The sequence below is a fragment of the Streptosporangium sp. NPDC049046 genome, assembly GCF_040649155.1.
GTDB lineage: Bacteria > Actinomycetota > Actinomycetes > Streptosporangiales > Streptosporangiaceae > Streptosporangium.
Genome location: NZ_JBEZEZ010000013.1, coordinates 189,786 through 208,355 on the forward strand (window position 1 = coordinate 189,786; position 18,570 = coordinate 208,355).

Sequence of the window (18,570 nt, forward strand, 5' to 3'; positions counted from 1 at the left end):
CCGGAAGGTCACGTCCGCTCCTCGATGACGGCCAGCACGGCCCCCGCCTCGACCTGGCGGCCGGGCGCCACGTTCACCGCCGCCACCGTACCCGGCGCGGGCGCGGCGATCCGATGCTCCATCTTCATCGCCTCGAGCACCACGACCACCCGCCCCGCCCCGACGGTCTCGCCGACCTCGACGTTGACCCGCAGCACCGTACCCGGCATGGGCGCCACCAGGGAGCCGGGCAGCACGTGTTCCACCGGTTCCGGCAGGCGGGCCAGCGGGGTGAGCCGTACGGAACCGAGGGGGGAGTCCACGTGCGTCACGTCGTCGTAGCGGGCGACGGCGAATCGGTGCCGCACGCCCGAGGTCTCCAGCACCACGAGTGAGGGCGTCGCGCCGATCAGGACCGTATCGGGAAACCCCTCGGCGCGCAGGCCGTCCCTGGTGATCCGGTAGGAGATCTCCGCCTCCGCGAAGGAGGTGCGCTGCGGCTGCGACACCACATTGCGCCACCCGCTCGGCAGTCCGGCCTGCACGGTCGCCGTCGCCCGGTTCGCCGCCGCCCCCGCGAGCGCGGCGGCGAGGGCGGACAGGCGCACGACCCCGTGGGCGTCTCGGCCGGACCCGGTGAGCCCGTGTTCCTCCAGGAATCCGGTGTGGGTCTCTCCGGAGAGAAAGGCCGGATGACGCAGGACCTCGACCAGCAGGTCCCGGTTGGTGACCGGACCGTGGATCCTCGCACCCGCCAGCGCGGCGGCGAGCCTGCGCACCGCGTCGGTGCGGCTCGCACCGTAGGAGACGACCTTGGCGAGCATCGGGTCATAGTGGACGCCGATCTCCGAACCGTCCTCGACCCCGGAGTCCAGCCGCAGGCCGTGGCGCCCGCCCGGCGGGGACGCGAAGCGGGAGTCCACCCCGAAGACCTCGAAGCGGTGCAGGACGCCGCTCTGCGGAAGCCAGTCGCGGGCCGGGTCCTCGGCGTAGAGACGCACCTCGACGGCGTGCCCGGACGGCTCGGGCGGCGACGCGGGGAGCCGGGCGCCCTCGGCGATCCGCAACTGCCACTCGACGAGGTCGACGCCGTACACGCACTCGGTCACCGGGTGTTCCACCTGCAGGCGGGTGTTCATCTCCAGGAAGGCGACCGTCTCCTCCCTGACGAGGAACTCGACGGTCCCGGCGCCGACGTACCCGATGGCCCGCGCGGCGGTGACCGCCGCGTCGAGGAGCCGCGCACGCATCGCGGCGGAGATCGCCGGGGACGGAGTCTCCTCGACCACCTTCTGATGCCGCCGCTGGATCGAGCACTCCCGCTCGCCCAGCGCCCACACCGTCCCGTGCCCGTCGGCCAGGATCTGCACCTCGATGTGCCGGGCGCCCTCCAGCAGGGGCTCGACGAACACCGTGCCGTCCCCGAACGCCGACGCGGCCTCCCCGCGCGCCGACTCGACCGCCTCCGGCAGGTCCTCGGCGCGTCGCACGACGCGCATCCCGCGCCCGCCGCCACCGGCCGACGCCTTCACCAGCAGGGGAAAGGCCCCTTCGGAGATCGGTTCACCCATCCGGGAGAACATGGCCTCCAAGTCGTCTGTGGAGTGACCGGGTCCCGCGACGAAGCCCGTCAGCACCGGGACCCCCGCCTGGGCCATCAGCGCCTTGGCCTCGATCTTGGAGCCCATCGCGGCGACGGCCTCGGCCGGAGGACCGACCCAGGTCAGCCCGGCCTCGGTCACGGCCCGCGCGAAGGCGGCGTTCTCCGACAGGAAGCCGTAGCCGGGGTGCACCGCGTCGGCCCCCGCCAGGCGGGCCGCCTCGACGATCCTCTCCACCGCGAGGTAGGTGTCGGCGGGCCTGACACCGGCGAGCCGTACGGCATGGTCGGCCTCGGCCACGTGTGGCGCGTCCGCGTCGGCGTCGGAGAAGACCGCGACGGTCTCGACACCGAGGTCGCGGCAGGTGCGGAAGACGCGGCGGGCGATCTCACCGCGGTTGGCGACGAGCAGGCGGCGGATCGGCGCGGCGCCGGTCATGGGCGTGGTCACGGTCACATCCGGAACATGGGCGTGGTCATGGGCATGGGCGTGGTCACGATCACATCCGGAAGACGCCGAAGCCCGAGGGCCGCGGGGCGGTGGTGTTGCCGGCCGCCGCGCCGTGGAAGGCGGCGCCGCCGGTGTCGCCGACGGCGTTGTCGATGGCGGACAGGCACAGGCCGAGGACCGTCCGGGTGTCGCGGGGGTCGATCACGCCGTCGTCGTAGAGGCGGCCCGACAGGAAGAACGGCAGTGACTCGGCCTCGATCTGCGCCTCGACCAGCTGTCGCATCGCCGCGTCGCCCTCCTCGTCGTAGACCTGTCCTCGCGCCTGCGCGGCGGCCCGGCCGACGATGGACAGCACCCCGGCGAGCTGGGCGGGACCCATCACGGCCGACTTGGCACTGGGCCAGGCGAACAGGAAGCGGGGATCGTAGGCCCTGCCGCACATCCCGTAGTTGCCCGCGCCGTAGGAGGCGCCCATCACGATCGTGATGTGCGGGACGGACGAGTTGGACACCGCGTTGATCATCATCGCGCCGTGCTTGATGATGCCGCCCTGCTCGTAGTCCTTGCCGACCATGTAGCCGGTGGTGTTCTGCAGGAAGACCAGCGGGACGCGGACCTGGTTGGCGAGCTGGATGAACTGCGCCGCCTTCTGCGCCTCCTCGCTGAACAGCACGCCGCGGGCGTTGGCCAGGATCCCGATCGGATGGCCGTGCAGGCGGGCCCACCCGGTCACCAGGCTTCCGCCGTACAGGGGCTTGAACTCGTCGAACTCGCTGCCGTCCACCACCCGCGCGATCACCTCGCGCGGGTCGAACGGGATCTTCAGGTCCTCCGGCACGATGCCCAGCAGTTCGTCCTCGTCGTACAGCGGGTCACGCACGGCGCCGGGGGAGCGGCCGGGACGGCGCCGGTTCAGGCTTTTGACGATTCGCCGCCCGATCCGCAACGCGTCGTGCTCGTCGGCGGCGAGGTAGTCGGCCAGGCCGCTGACGCGGGCGTGCATCTCGGCGCCGCCCAGCGACTCGTCGTCGGACTCCTCCCCGGTGGCCATCTTGACCAGCGGCGGCCCGCCGAGGAAGACCTTCGCGCCCTCCTTGACCATGACCACGTGGTCGCTCATCCCCGGCACGTACGCCCCACCGGCCGTGGAGTTGCCGAAGACCAGGGCGATCGTGGGAATCCCGGCCGCCGACAGGCGGGTCAGGTCGCGGAAGATCCGGCCGCCGGGGATGAAGATCTCCTTCTGGGTCGGCAGGTCGGCACCGCCGGACTCCACCAGGTTGATCAGCGGCAGCCGGTTCTCGAAGGCGATGTCGGCCGCCCTGAGCGTCTTGCGCAGCGTCCACGGGTTGGACGAGCCGCCCCGCACGGTCGGGTCGTTGGCGACGATCACGCACTCGACGCCCTCCACCACCCCGATCCCGGTGACCACACTCGCCCCCACCGGGAAGTCGCTGCCCCAGGCCGCGAGCGGTGAGAGCTCCAGGAACGCCGAGTCGGGGTCGACGAGCAGCTCGATCCGCTCCCTGGCGAGGAGCTTGCCTCGCGCGCGATGCCGGTCGACGTACTTTTCGCCGCCGCCCGCCACGGCCTTGGCGTGCTCGGCGTCGAGTTCCGCCAGCTTGGCGAGCATCGCCTCACGCCGCGCCCGGTAGTCGTCACCCGTGGTGTCCAGGCGGCTCATGACTCCGCTCCCTCGCTTGACACGAACGTCATACCCGCGCCCCTGATCACGTCAAGCAAGGTAGCCCACAACCGGTGCCCCCGCCAGGGATGGTGCTCACGTCCGAGGGATGTTACGCCCGGTAGTTCTTGCCCGGGGGCATGCCGGGGATCGGCTTGGCGATGAGGGCGACGGGGATGAAGAAGCAGATCTGGCCGATCGCGAGGATGAGCGTCCAGAGCGCCTTGTCGTCGTAGTGAGCCGACGCTCTGGCGTACAGCTCGTCGGGGACGCGCTCCCCGGCCGGGTTCGGGGTGAGGACGGCCTCCACGAGTTCCAGCGCGACCCGTTCGGCGTCGGTGAAGTAGAGGGCGTCCCGCCATGACGCCACGGCGGTGATGCGCTCCTCCGTCTCACCGGCCTTGCGGAGATTGTCGGTTTGTCGGATCGCGTGGTAGGTGCTGCCGACGATCTGCCCGGCGCGGAGCTGTACCAGGCCGACGGTGATCTGCGGAATCGCACCGTTCTGGACGGCCTTGATCATGGCTCCGGCGATCGACATCACCTCGGGAAAGAACTGGGAGGGATCGGGCAGACGCGACCTGAGGTCGTCCTGCTCGGTACTGCTGGGGGTGGACGTCACGATGTCTTCCTCTCGATGTCAGCGGTGTTTCCGAAGCTCACGCCCCGATGGTGGGCCGTCCTCGACCCCGTGGAGGACGGCCCGTCTTCCGAGGTGAGACTTCCGACGGTGACCCGCGTCCCGGGTCGGGGTGCGGAGTTCTCCAGCGTTCTTTAGCGGTCTCCCGCGTGCTGGACGGTGTCCGGGAACTCCGACGACACAACCGCCGAGAATGTGAGGCGACGCGACCGGCCTCACAGTTCGGCGCGCTGTCTCGTCGATCCGGTGAGCGCAGCCACACCAGCAACCACACCGAGGGAGCCGACGCCACCATGACCGTCCCGCCCGAGCCAGGAGACGACCTGACCGACCCGAGCCTGAGCGCGGTCATGAGCGAGCGGCGTCAGCTGATCAATCTCGCCTACCGGCTCCTCGGCTCCCTGGCCGACGCCGAGGACGTCGTGCAGGAGACCTACGCCCGCTGGTACGCCATGTCGCGGCGACAGCGGGAGGCCATCGAGTCGCCCGGCGCCTGGCTGACGACGGTCGCCGGCCGCGTCTGCCTCGACCTGCTCGGTTCGGCACGTGCCCGGCGGGAGCGCTACGTGGGCGAGTGGATCCCCGAGCCGCTGCCGGACCGTACGGAGCTGCTCGGCGGGCGGCCGGGCGGCGCCGTGACCGACCTGACCGACCCCGCCGATCGGGTCACCCTCGACGAGTCGGTCAACATGGCCTTCCTCGTCGTGCTCGAATCGATGACCCCGGCCGAACGCGTCGCGTTCGTCCTGCACGACGTCTTCCGTTACTCCTTCGCCGAGGTGGCCGAGATCGTCGGCCGTACCCCGGCGGCCTGCCGCCAGCTGGCCTCCTCGGCCCGCCGCCGCATCCGCGCCGCACAGGTCCCCGCGACCCCGGCGGCCCGGCGCGCCGACGTCGTCAGGGACTTCAAGCGGGCGTGGGAGGCCAAGGACATCGACGCTCTCATCGGACTTCTCGACCCCAAGGTGACGATGGTCTCCGACGGGGGCGGTGTCGTCAGCGCCCTGCTCCGCCCGATCGAGGGCGGCGAGCAGATCGCGCGCTACGCGATGGCGATCGCCGACCTGGCGCCCGGGATGACGATCCTGGAGCGAACGGTCAACGGTCAGCCCGGTCTGGTCGCTCAGCGCGACTGCGTCACCGAGGCGGTGATGGCGTTCGAGGTCGCGGGTGATCGGGTCACCCGGATCTGGGCCGTACGCAACCCCGAGAAGCTCCGGCCCTGGACGACGGCATAGCAGGCACGCCGTCGTCGCCGTCTTCCTCCGTCCCGCAGCGGTCAAGGAGTCATCCGTGTTCTTGCGTGTCGTGATCGCTCTGCAAACCCTGGTCGTCTTCACCGCGCCGATCACCGCGGGCCTGTTGCTGTCCTCGCCCGGCGGACGGGCGTTGCACAGCGCTTCGGCGTACAGCGTGTTCACCGTGGCGGTGGTGCACCTGGCCACCGCGATCCTGTTGTGGCGTCCGGGCGGCGGCTCACCCAGGCCCATCCTGTACGCGGCCGTGTTCCTGGGACTCACGCTGGCGCAGGTGGCGCTGGGCATCGCGGGGATGACGACCCTGCACCTCCCGTTGGGGGTGCTGCTGTTCGGCATGAGCCTCCTTCACCTCAGCCGCATCCTGACCGGCCAACGCACTCCGGTATAGCTGATGCGGCCACTCGCCAATGCCCCCACCTGGAGAAATGGCAAATCACGACAATTCGCATGGTGTTGTGAAGTTTCCTTCCCTCTTGTCCGGTTTGCTGCTTTCTAATACTGTTCGCCGTGAATTCATCCTTTCCTGGCCGGGGCTCTCCCCAGAGTCACCCCCCGTCCCCTGTCTGGAGTTGAAATGCGGTTTCGCACGACGACGTGCAGAAAATCCCCCTATGGGAAGGTGCTAGGTGTAGCGGTCCTCGTATCGGCCGTGCTCGCCCTGACACCGACCTCCTCGGCGCAGGCCGGTCCAGCCGGCGACAAGTGCAGCACCGACCCCACCGCCCACGCGGCCGACGTGCCGAGCCCCGAGCAGTTCTTCGGCTTCCCGCTGGGCCAGGGACAGCCCAGGGTCCTCACGACAGAAGAGATCAACAATTACCTGAAGGCCGTGGGAAGCGCCTCCAAGCGCGTGGTCACGGGAACGATGGCACACAGCGTCTCCGGCCAGGAACTGCCCTACGCCATCGTGTCGGACCAGCACCACATGGTTCCCGGCCAGCTGAAGAAGATCGCCGATCAGGTCGGTTCGCTGCGCGACCCACGCTCGCTGAAGGCCGACAAGGCGGCGCGGATCGCCAAAGACTCTCCCGCCATCGTCTGGATCACGGGCAACGTGCACGGCGGCGAGAAGAGCGGCGCGGACGCCGCGCTCAGGACCCTGTACGAACTCGCGAGCGGCCTGTCCTGCGACGTCGCCAAGCGCAACGACAACCTCGTCACGGTCATCGTGCCGACCCAGAACCCGGACGGCCGCGACGCGAACCGCCGGCAGAACAACTACGGCTTCGACCTGAACCGGGACTGGTTCGCCCGCACCCAGCCGGAGACCGACGCCAAGATCGAGATGCTGCGGAAATACCCGCCACAGGTCTTCGTCGACGCGCACGAGATGGGCGGCCGGCAGTACTTCTTCCCGCCCAACGCCGACCCGATCCACCACGAGATCGCCGACCAGCCGGTGAACTGGATCAACCGTATCGGAGCGGCGAACGGCGAGGGCTTCGGCTACAACGGCGCCTGCCGCCCCGGCGTCACCACCGAGTGTTACTTCAACTACTCGACGTACGACCTGTTCTACATGGGCTACGGCGACACCGTGCCGGCCGCGGGCTTCGGCGCCGCCGGCATGACGTACGAGAAGGGCAGCGCCTCGGCCGTGGAGGACCGGGTGCAGCAGCAGTTCAACACCCAGTGGGCCACGACCGGCTGGGCCGCCGACAACAAGAATGAGGTCCTCAACGGCTACTACTCGATCTGGCGGACCGCGATCGAGGAAGGGGCGGCCGGCACCCTTCAGCCGAACGAGGTCGTCCAGCCGACCAACACGGTCCAGTTCCCGGTGCCCGACATCAAGATCCGTTCGTACTTCCTGCTGCCCGACCGGCAGATCGGCGACGTGCGCCGGCTGGTCGAGCGGCTGCGCGACATGGACGTCGAGGTCTACCGGCTGAAGAACCCCGTCACGGTGCCCAGCGCCAAGATTCTCGGCGGCCGGAGCGCCGCCAACCTCACGGTTCCCAAGGGCGCCTACTGGATCCCGATGAACCAGCCGCAGAAGCACTGGATCCAGGCGCTCATCGGCGAGAACCCCTACGCCCCGTTCCCGTACTTCTACGACGTCTCCTCGTGGAGCAACCCGCTGCTGATGGGGGTCGACACGATCTACACCGGGGACGAGCTGTCACCCAAGGTCGACCTCGTCAAGGACATCGAGGGCGGGATCGCCTCCTCGGCTCCGCCGAAGGGCTCCTACTCCTACCCGCTGGACTCGGCCGCGGCCTCCGAGCTCACCTTCAAGCTGCTCGCCTCGGGCGTGCCGCTCTCGCGTGACCTGACGAGCGGTGTGGTCAGCCTGCCCGCGGGCGCGCTCACCCCGAACACGCTGGACAAGCTCGCCAAGTCGCTCGGCGTCACCGTCATGGGCGGTTCGGCGGCGGCCTCCGGCAGCCCGCTGCGCACCCCGGACGTCGGCCTGTTCGCCGGAACCGGCATCACCACGACCTCCGGGTCGTACGGCGAGACCCGCTACGTGCTCGGCAACCGCTGGGGCCTGGACCTCAAGCCGGTGACCACGGCCGACATCAACGACAACACCCCGGCCTTCACCGAGCGGACCGTCGTGCTCGTGCCCGACGGAAGCAGCTCCACGGGCGGCCTGACCGCCACGGGCCAGGCCAACCTCAAGCAGTGGGTGGCCGCGGGCGGCACCTACATCGGACTGCGCAACGAGGGCACCCGGGTCGCCCGCGCCGCGGGTCTGACCTCCACGACCGAGAAGCCCAAGCCGACCGGTTACCAGGTCATCGGATCGCACTTCCGAGTGGACGTGGCGAGCGACAACCCGGTGGCGCTCGGCCGTCCCCTGGAGGATTTCCAGTTCAACAACGGTGACCCCATCCTGAACCCGAGCACCACCGGCAGGAACGTCCTCACATACCCGTCCGACAGCAGGTTCTGGTCCAACGGCTACACGGTGGGGTCCGACGCGCTCAAGGGCACGGCCGCCATCGTCGACGAGCCGACCGGTGCCGGACGCGCCGTCCTCTTCGCCTACAACCCGCTGTTCAGGGCGTACAACGAGAACGGTATCCACCTCGTCGCGAACGCCCTGCTGTACCAGGGGGGAACGCCCGCCGCCCAGCAGCGGACCCTGCGTGCGGAGCCCTCGCGCAGCGCCGCGGAGCAGGCGGAGGAACTGCCCAACCTGGGCGGGGAGTGGCGGCCGATCACCATCGAGGTGGCCGACGCCGACCTCGCGCGGGCACAGGCGGTGATCGAGAAGTACACCGACACGGCACAGACGGCGTCCGCCGCGGGCTCGACGTACATCACGATCCCCAACCCCGACGGCCTGACGGCCGACGAGCACCCGTTCGTCCGCGACCTGATCCGTGATCTGGACGGCGCGGGCATTCCGCTCCGCTCCGTCGTCGCCTGATCCCGGTATCCGTCTCATGGAACACGGCGGGCCCGGCCGGATTCGTCCGGCCGGGCCCGCCGTCGTGCGTCCGTGTGAGTAAGGAAGGCCGACGCGCCAAGATGTCTGCCCGATGGGGCGCATGTTCCACCGGAGCGGGGGAAGCGGCAGACGCATGGATGAGAAAGACGAAGCGTCGAAGGCCGCCACCGGACTCTCCATGGGCATCGCCGTCGGCGTCGCCATCGGTGCCGCCCTGGGAGTGGCACTCGGCAACCTGGCCATGGGCATGGGTATCGGTATCGCCGTCGGCGCCGGTTTGGGAGTGGCCTTCACGACCGGCAAGAAGAACAACGAGGGCAAGGGGTGAACAACCAGCGCGTACGCCACGTGAGGGAAACCATGGCCCCTCGGATCGGGTGACGCCGCTCGCGCCCTGTGAGACGACAGGCCGCGCGGCGGCCTGGGTTCGGCAGGTGGCGCCGTTGGATTTTTGTGGTCAGCGGGACAACTTGCGGCGGGCCCTGTCCGATACCACTTGGAGGACCTTGGCATCGCTCTGAGGGGTGGGCCATATCTGAAGGTGAAACGAGTCGATGATCACCGTGGAACGCAGGTCGAAGGCCTGGTCCATGTTGCGGGCGTGGTAGCGCAGCCGGTACCAGCCGGCCTTGGACGGCAGCTGTGGCAGGGCGATGTACTTTGTGGAATCCCAGGCAATGACCGCGAGTGGGTCGCGGTCGGTTTGGAAGCTGGCCTCGACCACGTCCTCGTATTCCTCCAGCAGCGGCTCCGGGGCGTGGTGGTGCAGGGATACGGTCAAGTCGATGTTTCCCAGATAGAGGCCGGTAACGAAGTGGGCTCCTCCTCGTACAGTTCGCAGGATGCCCGCGTTCGACAGTCCAGGTGCTTTCGGCTCTGGGTGCACGGTTCGATACGTGTTGCCGTCGAACAGGTAGAACTGCGCGTAGTTCACGGGGAACTCAGCACGGATGAGGGTGTTCTCGGAGTCTCCGGAGACGACGGTCTCAACCGTTGAGCTCACGCTGTTCCTTTCAGTGTCAGGTAACGCGGCGGGTCCCGGGGTTCGATGTTCCGAACCCCGGGACCCGGTTTCATGTCGGTCTATCAGGTGGGGTCCGCCAGGAATAGCGATTCATTGCTACTGGTGCCGTTTGAGTCGGCCAGCACGCCCTCGATCTCGACCAGCCACCGACCGGGCTACTCGCCGAAGCGAAAGCCCTGGCCCGGCGACTGGTCACGGTCATGCCCGTATAGCCGGTGCCCGTCAGCCGAACTCGCCGTTCCTGATGCCGCTGATGAAGGCGGTCCACTCCGAGGTGGTGAAGATCAGGCTCGGTTTGTCGGGGGTCTTCGAATCACGTATCGCGACGATGCCGGGAAGGTTGCGGGCGACTTCCACGCAGTTGTTGTTGTCGCCTTGGCTGAGGGTGCTCTTGTGCCATTCGGCGCTAGACAGATCCATTGGTGTCTCACAACCGGTCGATGAGTTCGGACAGATATGCGATCGAGGCGTCAGCTCCAAGTGCGTCGGCGACGAGGCGCTGCATCATCAGGTTATAGCGTTCGAGCTGTTTGGGCTCTTCAAGGTAGAGATTGTCTGTCGGTGTTTCAATATAGACAACGTTCTGATCAGTGAAATCAGGGAATTCCAGAATAACAAAATGGCCCGACATGCCGACATGCAGGCCTGCCGACATCGGCATGACCTGAATGGTCACGTGCTCAAGCGGATGGGTGTTGATCAACTTGCGAAGTTGGTCGCGCATGACCTCCGTGTCACCTACCGGCCGTAGCAGGGCTGCCTCATCGATGATCGCCCGGTATCGGGGCGGGTTCGGACGCCGCAGAATCTCCTGTCGGCGCATCCGAGCTTCCACGCGCTTGTCGAGCTCGGCAGGATCATAAGACAGGGAGGCTCGGATCAGTTCGGCTGTATACGCGGAGGTTTGCAGCAAGCCAGGGATCACGAGGGGTTCGAAGGTGTCGATTGAGGATGCCTCGGCTTCGAGTCCTACGTAGGTGCCGGTGAAGACACCTTTGTACTGCTCCCACCATCCCCGCTCGCGAGCACCCCGGACGAGGTCCATGACCGCTTCCCGGTGAGCGTCCTCTGCCCTGTACAGATCAAGGATGTCTCGGATGTCGCGAGGTCGTGGCCGGGCCGTTTTGCCTGTTTCGAGACGCGAAATCGTGGCCCGTGACATGTCCAGCGCCTGAGCGACCTCCTCCATGGTCAGGCCTGCGGCCTCGCGCAAACCCCGGAGTTCGGCGGCCAGGCGCCGTCGGCGCACCGTTGGACTCTGGCCACTGTATGTCATCGGTTACCTCCAGGGCGTAGGGAAGTCGATCGTAGAGCACCTGGCACAAGGGAAGACATATCGGTCGAGTTTCAAAATGAGAGTTGCAGTATGGACTGTGCAGGCCACATCATAGGGCCGCGAGCGAACACGTTGTGTGAGGAGATCATGATTCTGCGTGACATCAGCTGTTGCCTGAGTCGGGTTCCAACCTCGTGCTTCTGAGCTCGCGTACGCCAAGTGCGGCACTCCCTCTATCGGCCTCGCCCTCGCTGGAGCACTTATGAAGACACCTCGAAACGCCCTTGAGGCGTACTGGGATCTGCCTGCCGATCCCGAAGCGGTCGGTAAGGCGCGCGGCCTCGTGCGGGAGGCCCTCGCCGCTTGGGACATGTCCTCCGTGGCGGAGAACGTGACCATGGTCGTGTCCGAGCTGGTGAGCAACGCGATCCTGCACGGCAAGGCGCCGATCACCCTTGCCCTGTATCGGTACGGGCGGGTCGTCCGTGGGGAGGTCACCGACCACAGTGCTGTGTGGCCGAGCCCGGTCCCGGCCGGCCCGGAGGAGGAGCACGGTCGTGGGCTGGCGATCGTCGCGGCCTACGCCGACCGGTGGGGCGTCGTACCGGCGTCGGAGGGCAGGCCGGCGGACGGCAAGACCGTCTGGTTCGTCTGCGCGGAGTGGAGGTCTCGATGAGCGGTCCGCTGCCCATCGTGGATCTGTCCGACGGGGTGCGCCTGTGTGCGGGGTGCGGCACCCACATCGTCACGCTGGCGGCGGCGGTACGTCTGATCTGGGCCGACGTCACCGACGACGTGATCCCGGCCGAGGCCGTCGAGCAGATCACCGCGCCGGTCGCCGACATCTGGGTCGACGTGCTGTGCAACCCGTCCTGCCCGCCGGGCGGCCGCGAGCGGTACCCGGGCTGACTCGACGCCACCACGCCGGGCGGCCCTCCCCGTCCGGTACCGGCAGCAGGGCACCACCACCTCGTCTCTGACCAAGGGGTCAGATGTTCAGCCGCTGAGGTCGGCTTCGATGTCGCTCATCTTTCGAACCAGTCGCGTGTTCCCCGGGACACGGATGAATCCGTACTTCTCATAGAAGCGCGCCGCCTCCTCGTCGAGGGCGTCGACGACGACCAGGCGAGCCGCCACGCTCCGAGATGACTCCAGTGCCCTGCTGAGGGCGTGGACGAGCAGACGACTGCCCAGGCCGCCGCCCTGCAATGTTTTGTGGAGTGCCAGTCGCGCCAGGATGACGGCGGGAATCTGGTTCGGGCCGCCACGACCTGCCTTGGAGGGGATCTCGTCTTTCTGCAGCAGATGACCGGCAAGGGAGTAGTAGGCGACGACGTCGTGCTCTCCGTCTGCGGTCCACACGAAAGTACGGGCGGTGCGGTTCTTTTCAGCCTGCAGGGCTGATGTGCTCAACCAGAAGTTCAGCGACTCCTTCCCGCAGTCGAACGAATCCGTGCGGTGCTGCTGGTTGAGCGACTGAGGGTCGTACACCCGTTACTTCCTTTTCGGAATCTCTCGGCTCTCCCGGGCGGCACGGGTCAGCGCTTCGTTCCGCTGCGGGGGGGCGTCAAGTGAGTCGATGATCGCTTCGAAGAAGTCGGGAGGCACGACGGTGATCCGTTCATGGCGCATGACCTCTTCGGCCGCGTCGAGGGCGGCGTGGAGAACGAAGCCGGTGACGGTCTCCCGTCTGGCGTGGGCGGCCTGTTCGATCAGGTTCTTGTCTTCCGTGCTGATGCGGACTTCGAGTCGGCTTCTGGTGTCGTGCCTGGGGGAGGCGGTGTTGCCGGGCGCGGGACGGGTCATGGCTGCTGGCTCCTCCACAGCGGATGTCGGCGTTGCGCCGACGCCGGTCGGCGCCGCAGTACGCGGCGCTCTTCGACCGTAGGGAGATCACTCCCCACTGCTTAGATTCTGTACGGACAGTGTCCGTACGAATCGGCTGGATGTCAATCCGCCGACGGTGGTTCGGCCACCATCGGTGGGGATATGCAGGGCTTTTTCCGAAGTGGGCGATCTACCCGCACACCCTGGGCAGGCCGCACACCTTCTTCGTCATCTTCTTTGCCTGGTTGACGATTTTCCTGCCCGCTCCCAGGCCGTTGCCGACGTCGGTGTAGACGAACAGCGCGGCGCCCCGGCGGGCGACGATCCCCAGCTCGGCAGGCTCACGGTCACGCTTTCCTCGCTTGTGGAAGTGGCCCGCGACAGACAGGGCCTCGTCTCCGACGCGCAATGGCTTGCCGACGTAGCCGAACCCGCTGCCGCTCTTCGTCGTCGCCCGCCTCGGGCACCTGGCCAGGTCCGCCCGGAGCTTACGGAACGCGGCCTGGGTGGACCTGGTGCTCCTGTACAGCACGAGCTGTTCGCCGCCCCCGGAGGGAGCGCTGTTGGAGTACGTGATGGTGCGCATCGCGACCCGGCCGTCACGGGGTTTCCCCTTCGTGCGACAGGGATTGAGCGCGAGCTGCCGGGACAGGCTGTTACTGATCTCCCACCACTCCTCGTCCGCGATGACCGGTCCCGCAGCCGCCGCGCGCTCGGTCAGCAGGAAGCCTTTGGGGATCTCGGTGGTGCCCGCGTGGGCCGCGCTGGTTCCGCCCATCAGCGATCCGATCACCAGTACTGTTGCCATCGCTTGGTTGATCACGACTGTTGAGACGCGGAATCTTCTCGACGGGTTACCCCGCCTCCCTGTAACAAGCTGGTCACAGGAGGAGACTCCTGCAACTCGCCCCTGGTGAGGGTGGCCCCGGCGCGATCTCGCACTTCGGCCGGGCGCACCGTCACCGCCGTCAGCGGCCCGAGCGCGTCGGTGACCACGAACCGTTTACCGATGATGCTCATGGAGTGTTACGTGAATTTGACGAGCTTTCGTCTCGTGATAGTGCTGGCTCTGTCCATCTCCATGACCTCCGGCTGCGGCGCTCGGCAATCTCCGGCTAGGGGAAATGGGCAGACAACCGGAACGACATACCGCATAGACACATCGGTGCTTCGGGCGATGATTGTCGACTACGACCACAAGAGTTCACCCGAGGAGCTGGTTAAGTCCAGAGATCATGAAGCCATCGTCATCGGAAGTGTCGAGGGGTTCGAACAGGGGCGAGACATATATGACATCGAAGGTGACCCCTATCCGGACAAGCGTGTGGTCATGCACGTTCGCGTCGACTCCACCGTAAAGGACAACGGGATTGTCAGTGGCGGTCGCGTCTATGTCGACCTGGATCAGGGGGGTCTGTATCACAACGGAAAGCCCCGTAGGTCTCTTGATGATTTCCGAAAGGCCATACCTGCCGGTGTGAGGGTGATGCTCTTCCTCTTCTCGGATCGGCGAACGGCCTTACGGATCGAAGGGGCCGAGAACGGTCTGCCGAGCGGTGCCGTTCTGGCAACCCCGGATGCCCAGGGGATGGTCTTCGACGACGGCTCGAAGCTCGTGGGCGGACAAGAAGACCTGGAAGGCGAGTGGAAGGCGATGGGGAGCATCGACGAAGTCGCCCTCCGGGTGAAGAAGGCGCTGGGCGTCGAATGACCTGATGACCCACCGCCGGAGTCCGGACCACAGGGGAAACCTCGGGCCGCGGTCGTCGCCGAGGGCGACGTGTTCGGCTACATCGCCGGTGGCAGGGGGATGGTGTAGAGGGCTCTCTTCTCGCTCAGCCATTGGTGGTCGATGAACCGGCCGCTCATGCGTCCGGTGAGGAAGAGGTAGGTCTCCAGGCAGACCCGTCCGTGGTGTTCGGGTTCGACGACCCAGGATCCGGAGCGCACGACTTCGGGGGACTCGGGGCAGCCGACTTCTCGGAGGTAGGGCTCGACCATGGAGCCGGGTTCGGTGATGACCTCTCCGTACCAGCGTTGGGTCGCCCAGCCGGTCGTGGTGCCGTCGCCGTGGAGGAGGTCGTAGACGTAGGCGTTCACGGTGCGGATCTGGAGGAAGCACAGGCCCGCGTCCGCCGGATTTCCGAGCCGGTGGCCTCCACGTCGCGGGGTGTGGACCGTACAAAAGGCCGGTGGCCTTGGATCTGGTCCTCCCTTTGACCGGGGGAGATCAGTCGCTGAGGTCGGCTTCGATGTCGCTCATCTTTCGAACCAGTCGCGTGTTTCCCGGGACTCTGCTACCGCCGACTCGCCAAATGAGTCACCGTCTTAGCATTGTTTTTAGTCCGGAAACTACAGACGAGCCCCTAATGGCCGCAAAATGACAGCGTTGTCGTCTCAGCTCTGACAAGGAGCTTGGTTATGCGCTCAGCACTTCCACGCACGCTGATGGCGGCAGCCATCGCCCTCGCAGCGGTCCTCGTCCCGGCCGAGCCCGCGTCCGCGGGCATCTGGCAGCTCTCCGACGGCTTCGAACCGGCGTCGAACCCGGCCGCCCGCTGGACGTTCACCGACCAGGGCGACTGCGACACCCCGTACTTCCAGAGTGTCGGTGTCGCCTCGCCCCGTACCGGCACCGGCATGGCCGGCTTGCGCGTCAGCAACACCGGCGGATGGTGCGCGATCGGCCGGACCATCTTCCTCACCCCGGTGCCCGCCCACCCCGGCGCCCGCTGTACCGCGGGCGTCTGGCTGGACCTGCGCAACGCCGCGGCAACCTTCAACCTGGAGGTCATCAACCCGGCCGACTGGACCTACATCGCCCTGAAGACGGTACCGGTGGACCAGACGGTGGACCCAGGCTGGCGCCTGCACACGGTGAGCTGGACCGCGCAGCGCTCCGATGTCGTGCTGCGGCTGACCGTGGCAAAGGCCTTCAACCACCAGTTCGCCCCACGCGCCGAACTCGACGACGTCGTCGTCCAGTGCGCCTACTGACTGCTCTGACTCAGTGAAAGTGGCACGCGTCCAGCTCGAAAGCCCTTGGCCGTGCCACCTTCATTGAGCCGGGACACAGTGGTGTGTCCCTGGTCTTGTGGAGGCGGGTTCTTGGATTCTTGTGCCACTCGTTGAGAGGAGATTGGCATGGGGGCCCCGAGCACCGCCGGAAGCAGCACCCGGCCACCACCTGCTCCGTCTGCGCCTCTCAGGCGCCGTGGTGACAGGGTCCGCCGTGGTGCCTGGCCGTGTCGGCGGGCACGTTCAGTGTGGGGTTGCGGTCGAAGAACCCATAGGGCGTCAACGAGAATCTGGCATGGTCGACCGGCATCACCGGCCAGTCCTCAGGTCGCGGGAAGTGGGTCACGCCGAAGGTGTGCCACAGCACGATGTCTTCACCGTCCAGGGGGCGGTCGCCCGCGACATACGCCGGTAGGCCGTCGCCGCCCGGGTTCTGGTTGACGAACTCGCCTGCCGGATATCGCTCTTCGGACGCGTAGCGGGTGATCCACAGTTCTCGGGTGGTGAACGCCGCCCGGGCGGCGATTGAGGAGGAGGGGTCGGCCAGCAGGGTCGGGTTCTGCTCGGTGCGCAGGACGTAGCCGGTCGGCTGGCCGAGCCGGTTGGTGCGCTCGGTGCTCACGATGTGCCAGGTCCGCCCGACCGAGGCGTCCGCGCTGCGTACCCCCTGGGCCTCGCTGGCGATCCGGGTCCGGGTGTAGCTGAAGGCGTTGCCGTACGGGTTTTCCGACGAGAGCGGTACCCGGGCCGCGTCGACCTCGTCGACCGCGTTACAGACGCCATCGACCATCATGTCGAGGCGGGCGCTGAACAGGTGCTGGTGGAACGGGGCGCCCAGGCCTGGCGCTACCTCGCCGGCGTAGGGCCATTCTCGTAGCCCGCGGTAGGCCGTGGTGAACAGGATGCCGGTGAGCTTGGCCTCGCACTCGATCCTGCCGTCGAGGTAGAGGTACCAGAAAAAGCCGTAGTCGTAGTTGCCGACCGTGGTGAAGAAGGAGATCACCAGGCGGCGCTGGCGGCGGACCTCGGCCGAGTTGGGGGTGTAGATGTCGGTGTGCTTCCAGAGCGTGCCGTAGTCCTCCTCGTGCAGGCAGATCGCGTTGGGGATCTGCTGCACGTTGCCGAGTTCGTCGGCCAGGTCGACGTCGACGTAGTGGATCTCGCCGAGACAGTCGCAGCCGTGAGTGAGCGAGTTCGCATACCGGCCGAAGAGGTATTCGCCGGCGTCGAAGTAGTTCTGCCAGAAGCGGACCGGCGCCGGGTCGCCGTAGGGCACGACCATCTCTGCGATGGAGGCGCGATAGATGACCGGCCGCAGCTCGCCGTCGTGGTCGGGGTCGGTGTAGGCCACATGGTGGAGCACCAGGCCTTCGCGGGCGTCGAAGCCGAAGTGCAAAGACCAGTTCGCCCAGGTGATCCGATCGCCCTGGACCTGGAACGACGGCCCGTCGGGCTGGGTGATCTCGATGGGTTTCAGGGTCTCCAACGGTGCCGGGCGCCCCTGCGGCAGGTGGAACGTGCTCGGCTCCTGCGGCAGCGGGAAGATACCGATGTCGATGACCTCGGTCGCCTTCTTCTCGATCAGGTCGACGTAGGCGCTCAGCCCGTCCACCGGGTGTGCCCAGACGTGGGCGTCGGGGTCGAGCGTGGCGAAGCAGAGCACCCGGATGATCCGCCTGCCCTTCTCGCCGGGCAGGCCGAAGACGCCGGCTGACAGCGGCGCGCATCTGACCTGCTCGGTGGTCAGGTCGCGCCTGGCCAGCGCCTCGACCCAGGCCGGTTCCTGGGCGAGGATTCCCTCGACCGACATGAACTCTTCGGCCATGATCGGCATCGCGCCGCGAGAGCCGTCGACATCGACGATCGTGGCGACCGCGCCGGTGGTGAGGTCGACGCTGACGTCTCGGGCGTCGCCGGTCGTGGTGTCGAGCAGCAGTACCCGCGCCTGGCGGTCGGGCCTTGGCCCGGTACCGGCCTGGAAGGCGAGTACCTGCTGTTTGTGTGGTTCGAGTAGGCCGATGTAGACGAAGCGGACGCTCTCGCCGGCCAGGCCGGCCTCGCGTACCAGGGTGACGGTCTGCTCGATCTCGGTCGCGGTGAGGCTGGAGACCGGGGTGGTCAGGGGGGTCATGGGGTCCTTTCTCGGGTGGGTCGGCGTCGAGCCGCTCAACGCGACGCTCTGGGCAACAGCAGCGGGATCGAAAACGACGCGACGCCGTCGCCCTGGTCAACGACGGGACTGGCACTGGTACTGGAGACATCCAACGGTCACATATACGGTTCATGTGATCACTTAAAGTCACTATCCATGGTTGCGTCCTGCCGCGCAACTGGTGAAATGACCCAAACCCGCTCCGAGAAGACCCCAAACGGCGGTGTCGTTGCCGGTGCTGCCGTAGCTTCTGGGGCGGA

At 67.3% G+C, this 18,570-nt stretch carries 20 protein-coding genes; 8 read left to right on the forward strand and 12 right to left on the reverse strand.

Features of this window, described 5'->3' with window-relative positions; genetic code table 11:
* Positions 1-8: 8 nt before the first annotated feature.
* The 3 genes from AB0B96_RS20515 to AB0B96_RS20525 all read right to left on the reverse strand — a co-directional run bounded on the left by AB0B96_RS20515 (position 9) and on the right by AB0B96_RS20525 (position 4,336).
* Complete coding sequence (locus AB0B96_RS20515) at positions 9-2,018, reverse strand: biotin carboxylase N-terminal domain-containing protein (protein ID WP_362900846.1); 2,010 nt, start codon at positions 2,016-2,018, stop codon at positions 9-11.
* 61 nt (positions 2,019-2,079) lie between these two features.
* Entirely contained in the window at positions 2,080-3,714 is a 1,635-nt protein-coding gene (locus AB0B96_RS20520) for a carboxyl transferase domain-containing protein (RefSeq protein ID WP_362900756.1), read from the reverse strand.
* A 112-nt stretch (positions 3,715-3,826) separates the two neighbouring features.
* A complete protein-coding gene (locus AB0B96_RS20525) occupies positions 3,827-4,336 on the reverse strand; it encodes a carboxymuconolactone decarboxylase family protein (RefSeq protein WP_362900758.1) in 510 nt (169 codons plus the stop codon).
* A gap of 311 nt (positions 4,337-4,647) precedes the next feature.
* Here AB0B96_RS20525 and sigJ point away from each other — a divergent pair, with 311 nt between their 5' ends.
* The 4 genes from sigJ (at position 4,648) to AB0B96_RS20545 (ending at position 9,341) form a co-directional block, all read left to right on the forward strand.
* A complete protein-coding gene (gene sigJ / locus AB0B96_RS20530) occupies positions 4,648-5,592 on the forward strand; it encodes an RNA polymerase sigma factor SigJ (RefSeq protein WP_362900760.1) in 945 nt (314 codons plus the stop codon).
* 55 nt (positions 5,593-5,647) lie between these two features.
* A complete protein-coding gene (locus AB0B96_RS20535) occupies positions 5,648-6,001 on the forward strand; it encodes a hypothetical protein (protein WP_362900762.1) in 354 nt (117 codons plus the stop codon).
* Between the two features lie 231 nt (positions 6,002-6,232).
* On the forward strand, positions 6,233-8,992 hold the full coding sequence (locus tag AB0B96_RS20540) for a M14 family zinc carboxypeptidase (RefSeq protein ID WP_362900764.1): 2,760 nt from the start codon (positions 6,233-6,235) through the stop codon (positions 8,990-8,992).
* Between the two features lie 154 nt (positions 8,993-9,146).
* Complete coding sequence (locus AB0B96_RS20545; RefSeq protein WP_350943992.1) at positions 9,147-9,341, forward strand: hypothetical protein; 195 nt, start codon at positions 9,147-9,149, stop codon at positions 9,339-9,341.
* A 129-nt stretch (positions 9,342-9,470) separates the two neighbouring features.
* On the opposite strand, the gene AB0B96_RS20550 is transcribed toward AB0B96_RS20545, so the two are convergent.
* The 3 genes from AB0B96_RS20550 to AB0B96_RS20560 form a co-directional block, all read right to left on the reverse strand.
* Positions 9,471-10,016: a hypothetical protein gene (locus AB0B96_RS20550; protein ID WP_362900766.1), complete on the reverse strand. Its 546-nt coding sequence runs from the start codon at positions 10,014-10,016 to the stop codon at positions 9,471-9,473.
* Positions 10,017-10,259: 243 nt separating this feature from the next.
* A complete protein-coding gene (locus AB0B96_RS20555) occupies positions 10,260-10,457 on the reverse strand; it encodes a DUF397 domain-containing protein (protein WP_362900768.1) in 198 nt (65 codons plus the stop codon).
* Positions 10,458-10,464: 7 nt separating this feature from the next.
* Positions 10,465-11,313 (reverse strand): helix-turn-helix transcriptional regulator, encoded by an 849-nt coding sequence (locus AB0B96_RS20560; protein ID WP_362900770.1) that lies wholly within the window; start codon positions 11,311-11,313, stop codon positions 10,465-10,467.
* A 262-nt stretch (positions 11,314-11,575) separates the two neighbouring features.
* Here AB0B96_RS20560 and AB0B96_RS20565 point away from each other — a divergent pair, with 262 nt between their 5' ends.
* Positions 11,576-11,989 carry an ATP-binding protein gene (locus AB0B96_RS20565; RefSeq protein ID WP_362900772.1) on the forward strand — a complete coding sequence of 138 codons (414 nt, stop codon included), beginning with the start codon at positions 11,576-11,578 and terminating at the stop codon, positions 11,987-11,989.
* A complete protein-coding gene (locus AB0B96_RS20570; protein WP_362900774.1) occupies positions 11,986-12,222 on the forward strand; it encodes a hypothetical protein in 237 nt (78 codons plus the stop codon). Before AB0B96_RS20565 ends, AB0B96_RS20570 begins: the two co-directional genes overlap by 4 nt.
* A gap of 87 nt (positions 12,223-12,309) precedes the next feature.
* Here the strand turns inward: AB0B96_RS20570 and AB0B96_RS20575 are convergent, their stop codons facing one another.
* From AB0B96_RS20575 to AB0B96_RS20590, 4 genes are all read right to left on the reverse strand, one after another.
* A complete protein-coding gene (locus AB0B96_RS20575) occupies positions 12,310-12,804 on the reverse strand; it encodes a GNAT family N-acetyltransferase (protein ID WP_362900776.1) in 495 nt (164 codons plus the stop codon).
* 3 nt (positions 12,805-12,807) lie between these two features.
* Positions 12,808-13,119 (reverse strand): DUF1778 domain-containing protein, encoded by a 312-nt coding sequence (locus tag AB0B96_RS20580; protein ID WP_350943985.1) that lies wholly within the window; start codon positions 13,117-13,119, stop codon positions 12,808-12,810.
* A gap of 211 nt (positions 13,120-13,330) precedes the next feature.
* Complete coding sequence (locus tag AB0B96_RS20585) at positions 13,331-13,948, reverse strand: hypothetical protein (protein ID WP_362900778.1); 618 nt, start codon at positions 13,946-13,948, stop codon at positions 13,331-13,333.
* 11 nt (positions 13,949-13,959) lie between these two features.
* Complete coding sequence (locus AB0B96_RS20590; RefSeq protein ID WP_362900780.1) at positions 13,960-14,160, reverse strand: hypothetical protein; 201 nt, start codon at positions 14,158-14,160, stop codon at positions 13,960-13,962.
* Between AB0B96_RS20590 and AB0B96_RS20595 the strand changes: the two genes are divergently transcribed.
* On the forward strand, positions 14,150-14,851 hold the full coding sequence (locus AB0B96_RS20595; RefSeq protein WP_362900782.1) for a hypothetical protein: 702 nt from the start codon (positions 14,150-14,152) through the stop codon (positions 14,849-14,851). The genes AB0B96_RS20590 and AB0B96_RS20595 overlap by 11 nt on opposite strands.
* A gap of 77 nt (positions 14,852-14,928) precedes the next feature.
* Here the strand turns inward: AB0B96_RS20595 and AB0B96_RS20600 are convergent, their stop codons facing one another.
* On the reverse strand, positions 14,929-15,240 hold the full coding sequence (locus AB0B96_RS20600; RefSeq protein WP_362900784.1) for a hypothetical protein: 312 nt from the start codon (positions 15,238-15,240) through the stop codon (positions 14,929-14,931).
* 321 nt (positions 15,241-15,561) lie between these two features.
* Between AB0B96_RS20600 and AB0B96_RS20605 the strand changes: the two genes are divergently transcribed.
* Positions 15,562-16,137: a hypothetical protein gene (locus tag AB0B96_RS20605; protein ID WP_362900786.1), complete on the forward strand. Its 576-nt coding sequence runs from the start codon at positions 15,562-15,564 to the stop codon at positions 16,135-16,137.
* Between the two features lie 208 nt (positions 16,138-16,345).
* Here AB0B96_RS20605 and AB0B96_RS20610 read toward each other — a convergent pair whose 3' ends face one another.
* On the reverse strand, positions 16,346-18,289 hold the full coding sequence (locus tag AB0B96_RS20610; RefSeq protein ID WP_362900788.1) for a primary-amine oxidase: 1,944 nt from the start codon (positions 18,287-18,289) through the stop codon (positions 16,346-16,348).
* Between the last annotated feature and the right edge of the window lie 281 nt (positions 18,290-18,570).

What these genes read in the sequence shown, in the direction of transcription:
- AB0B96_RS20515 (WP_362900846.1), bottom strand. Translation starts at nt 2,018, where the DNA reads ATGACCGGCGCCGCGCCGATCCGCCGCCTGCTCGTCGCCAACCGCGGT.
- AB0B96_RS20520 (WP_362900756.1), bottom strand. Translation starts at nt 3,714, where the DNA reads ATGAGCCGCCTGGACACCACGGGTGACGACTACCGGGCGCGGCGTGAG.
- sigJ (WP_362900760.1), top strand. Translation starts at nt 4,648, where the DNA reads ATGACCGTCCCGCCCGAGCCAGGAGACGACCTGACCGACCCGAGCCTG.
- AB0B96_RS20545 (WP_350943992.1), top strand. Translation starts at nt 9,147, where the DNA reads ATGGATGAGAAAGACGAAGCGTCGAAGGCCGCCACCGGACTCTCCATG.
- AB0B96_RS20555 (WP_362900768.1), bottom strand. Translation starts at nt 10,457, where the DNA reads ATGGATCTGTCTAGCGCCGAATGGCACAAGAGCACCCTCAGCCAAGGC.
- AB0B96_RS20560 (WP_362900770.1), bottom strand. Translation starts at nt 11,313, where the DNA reads ATGACATACAGTGGCCAGAGTCCAACGGTGCGCCGACGGCGCCTGGCC.
- AB0B96_RS20565 (WP_362900772.1), top strand. Translation starts at nt 11,576, where the DNA reads ATGAAGACACCTCGAAACGCCCTTGAGGCGTACTGGGATCTGCCTGCC.
- AB0B96_RS20570 (WP_362900774.1), top strand. Translation starts at nt 11,986, where the DNA reads ATGAGCGGTCCGCTGCCCATCGTGGATCTGTCCGACGGGGTGCGCCTG.
- AB0B96_RS20580 (WP_350943985.1), bottom strand. Translation starts at nt 13,119, where the DNA reads ATGACCCGTCCCGCGCCCGGCAACACCGCCTCCCCCAGGCACGACACC.
- AB0B96_RS20585 (WP_362900778.1), bottom strand. Translation starts at nt 13,948, where the DNA reads ATGGCAACAGTACTGGTGATCGGATCGCTGATGGGCGGAACCAGCGCG.
- AB0B96_RS20595 (WP_362900782.1), top strand. Translation starts at nt 14,150, where the DNA reads ATGATGCTCATGGAGTGTTACGTGAATTTGACGAGCTTTCGTCTCGTG.
- AB0B96_RS20590 (WP_362900780.1), bottom strand. Translation starts at nt 14,160, where the DNA reads ATGAGCATCATCGGTAAACGGTTCGTGGTCACCGACGCGCTCGGGCCG.
- AB0B96_RS20605 (WP_362900786.1), top strand. Translation starts at nt 15,562, where the DNA reads ATGCGCTCAGCACTTCCACGCACGCTGATGGCGGCAGCCATCGCCCTC.
- AB0B96_RS20610 (WP_362900788.1), bottom strand. Translation starts at nt 18,289, where the DNA reads ATGACCCCCCTGACCACCCCGGTCTCCAGCCTCACCGCGACCGAGATC.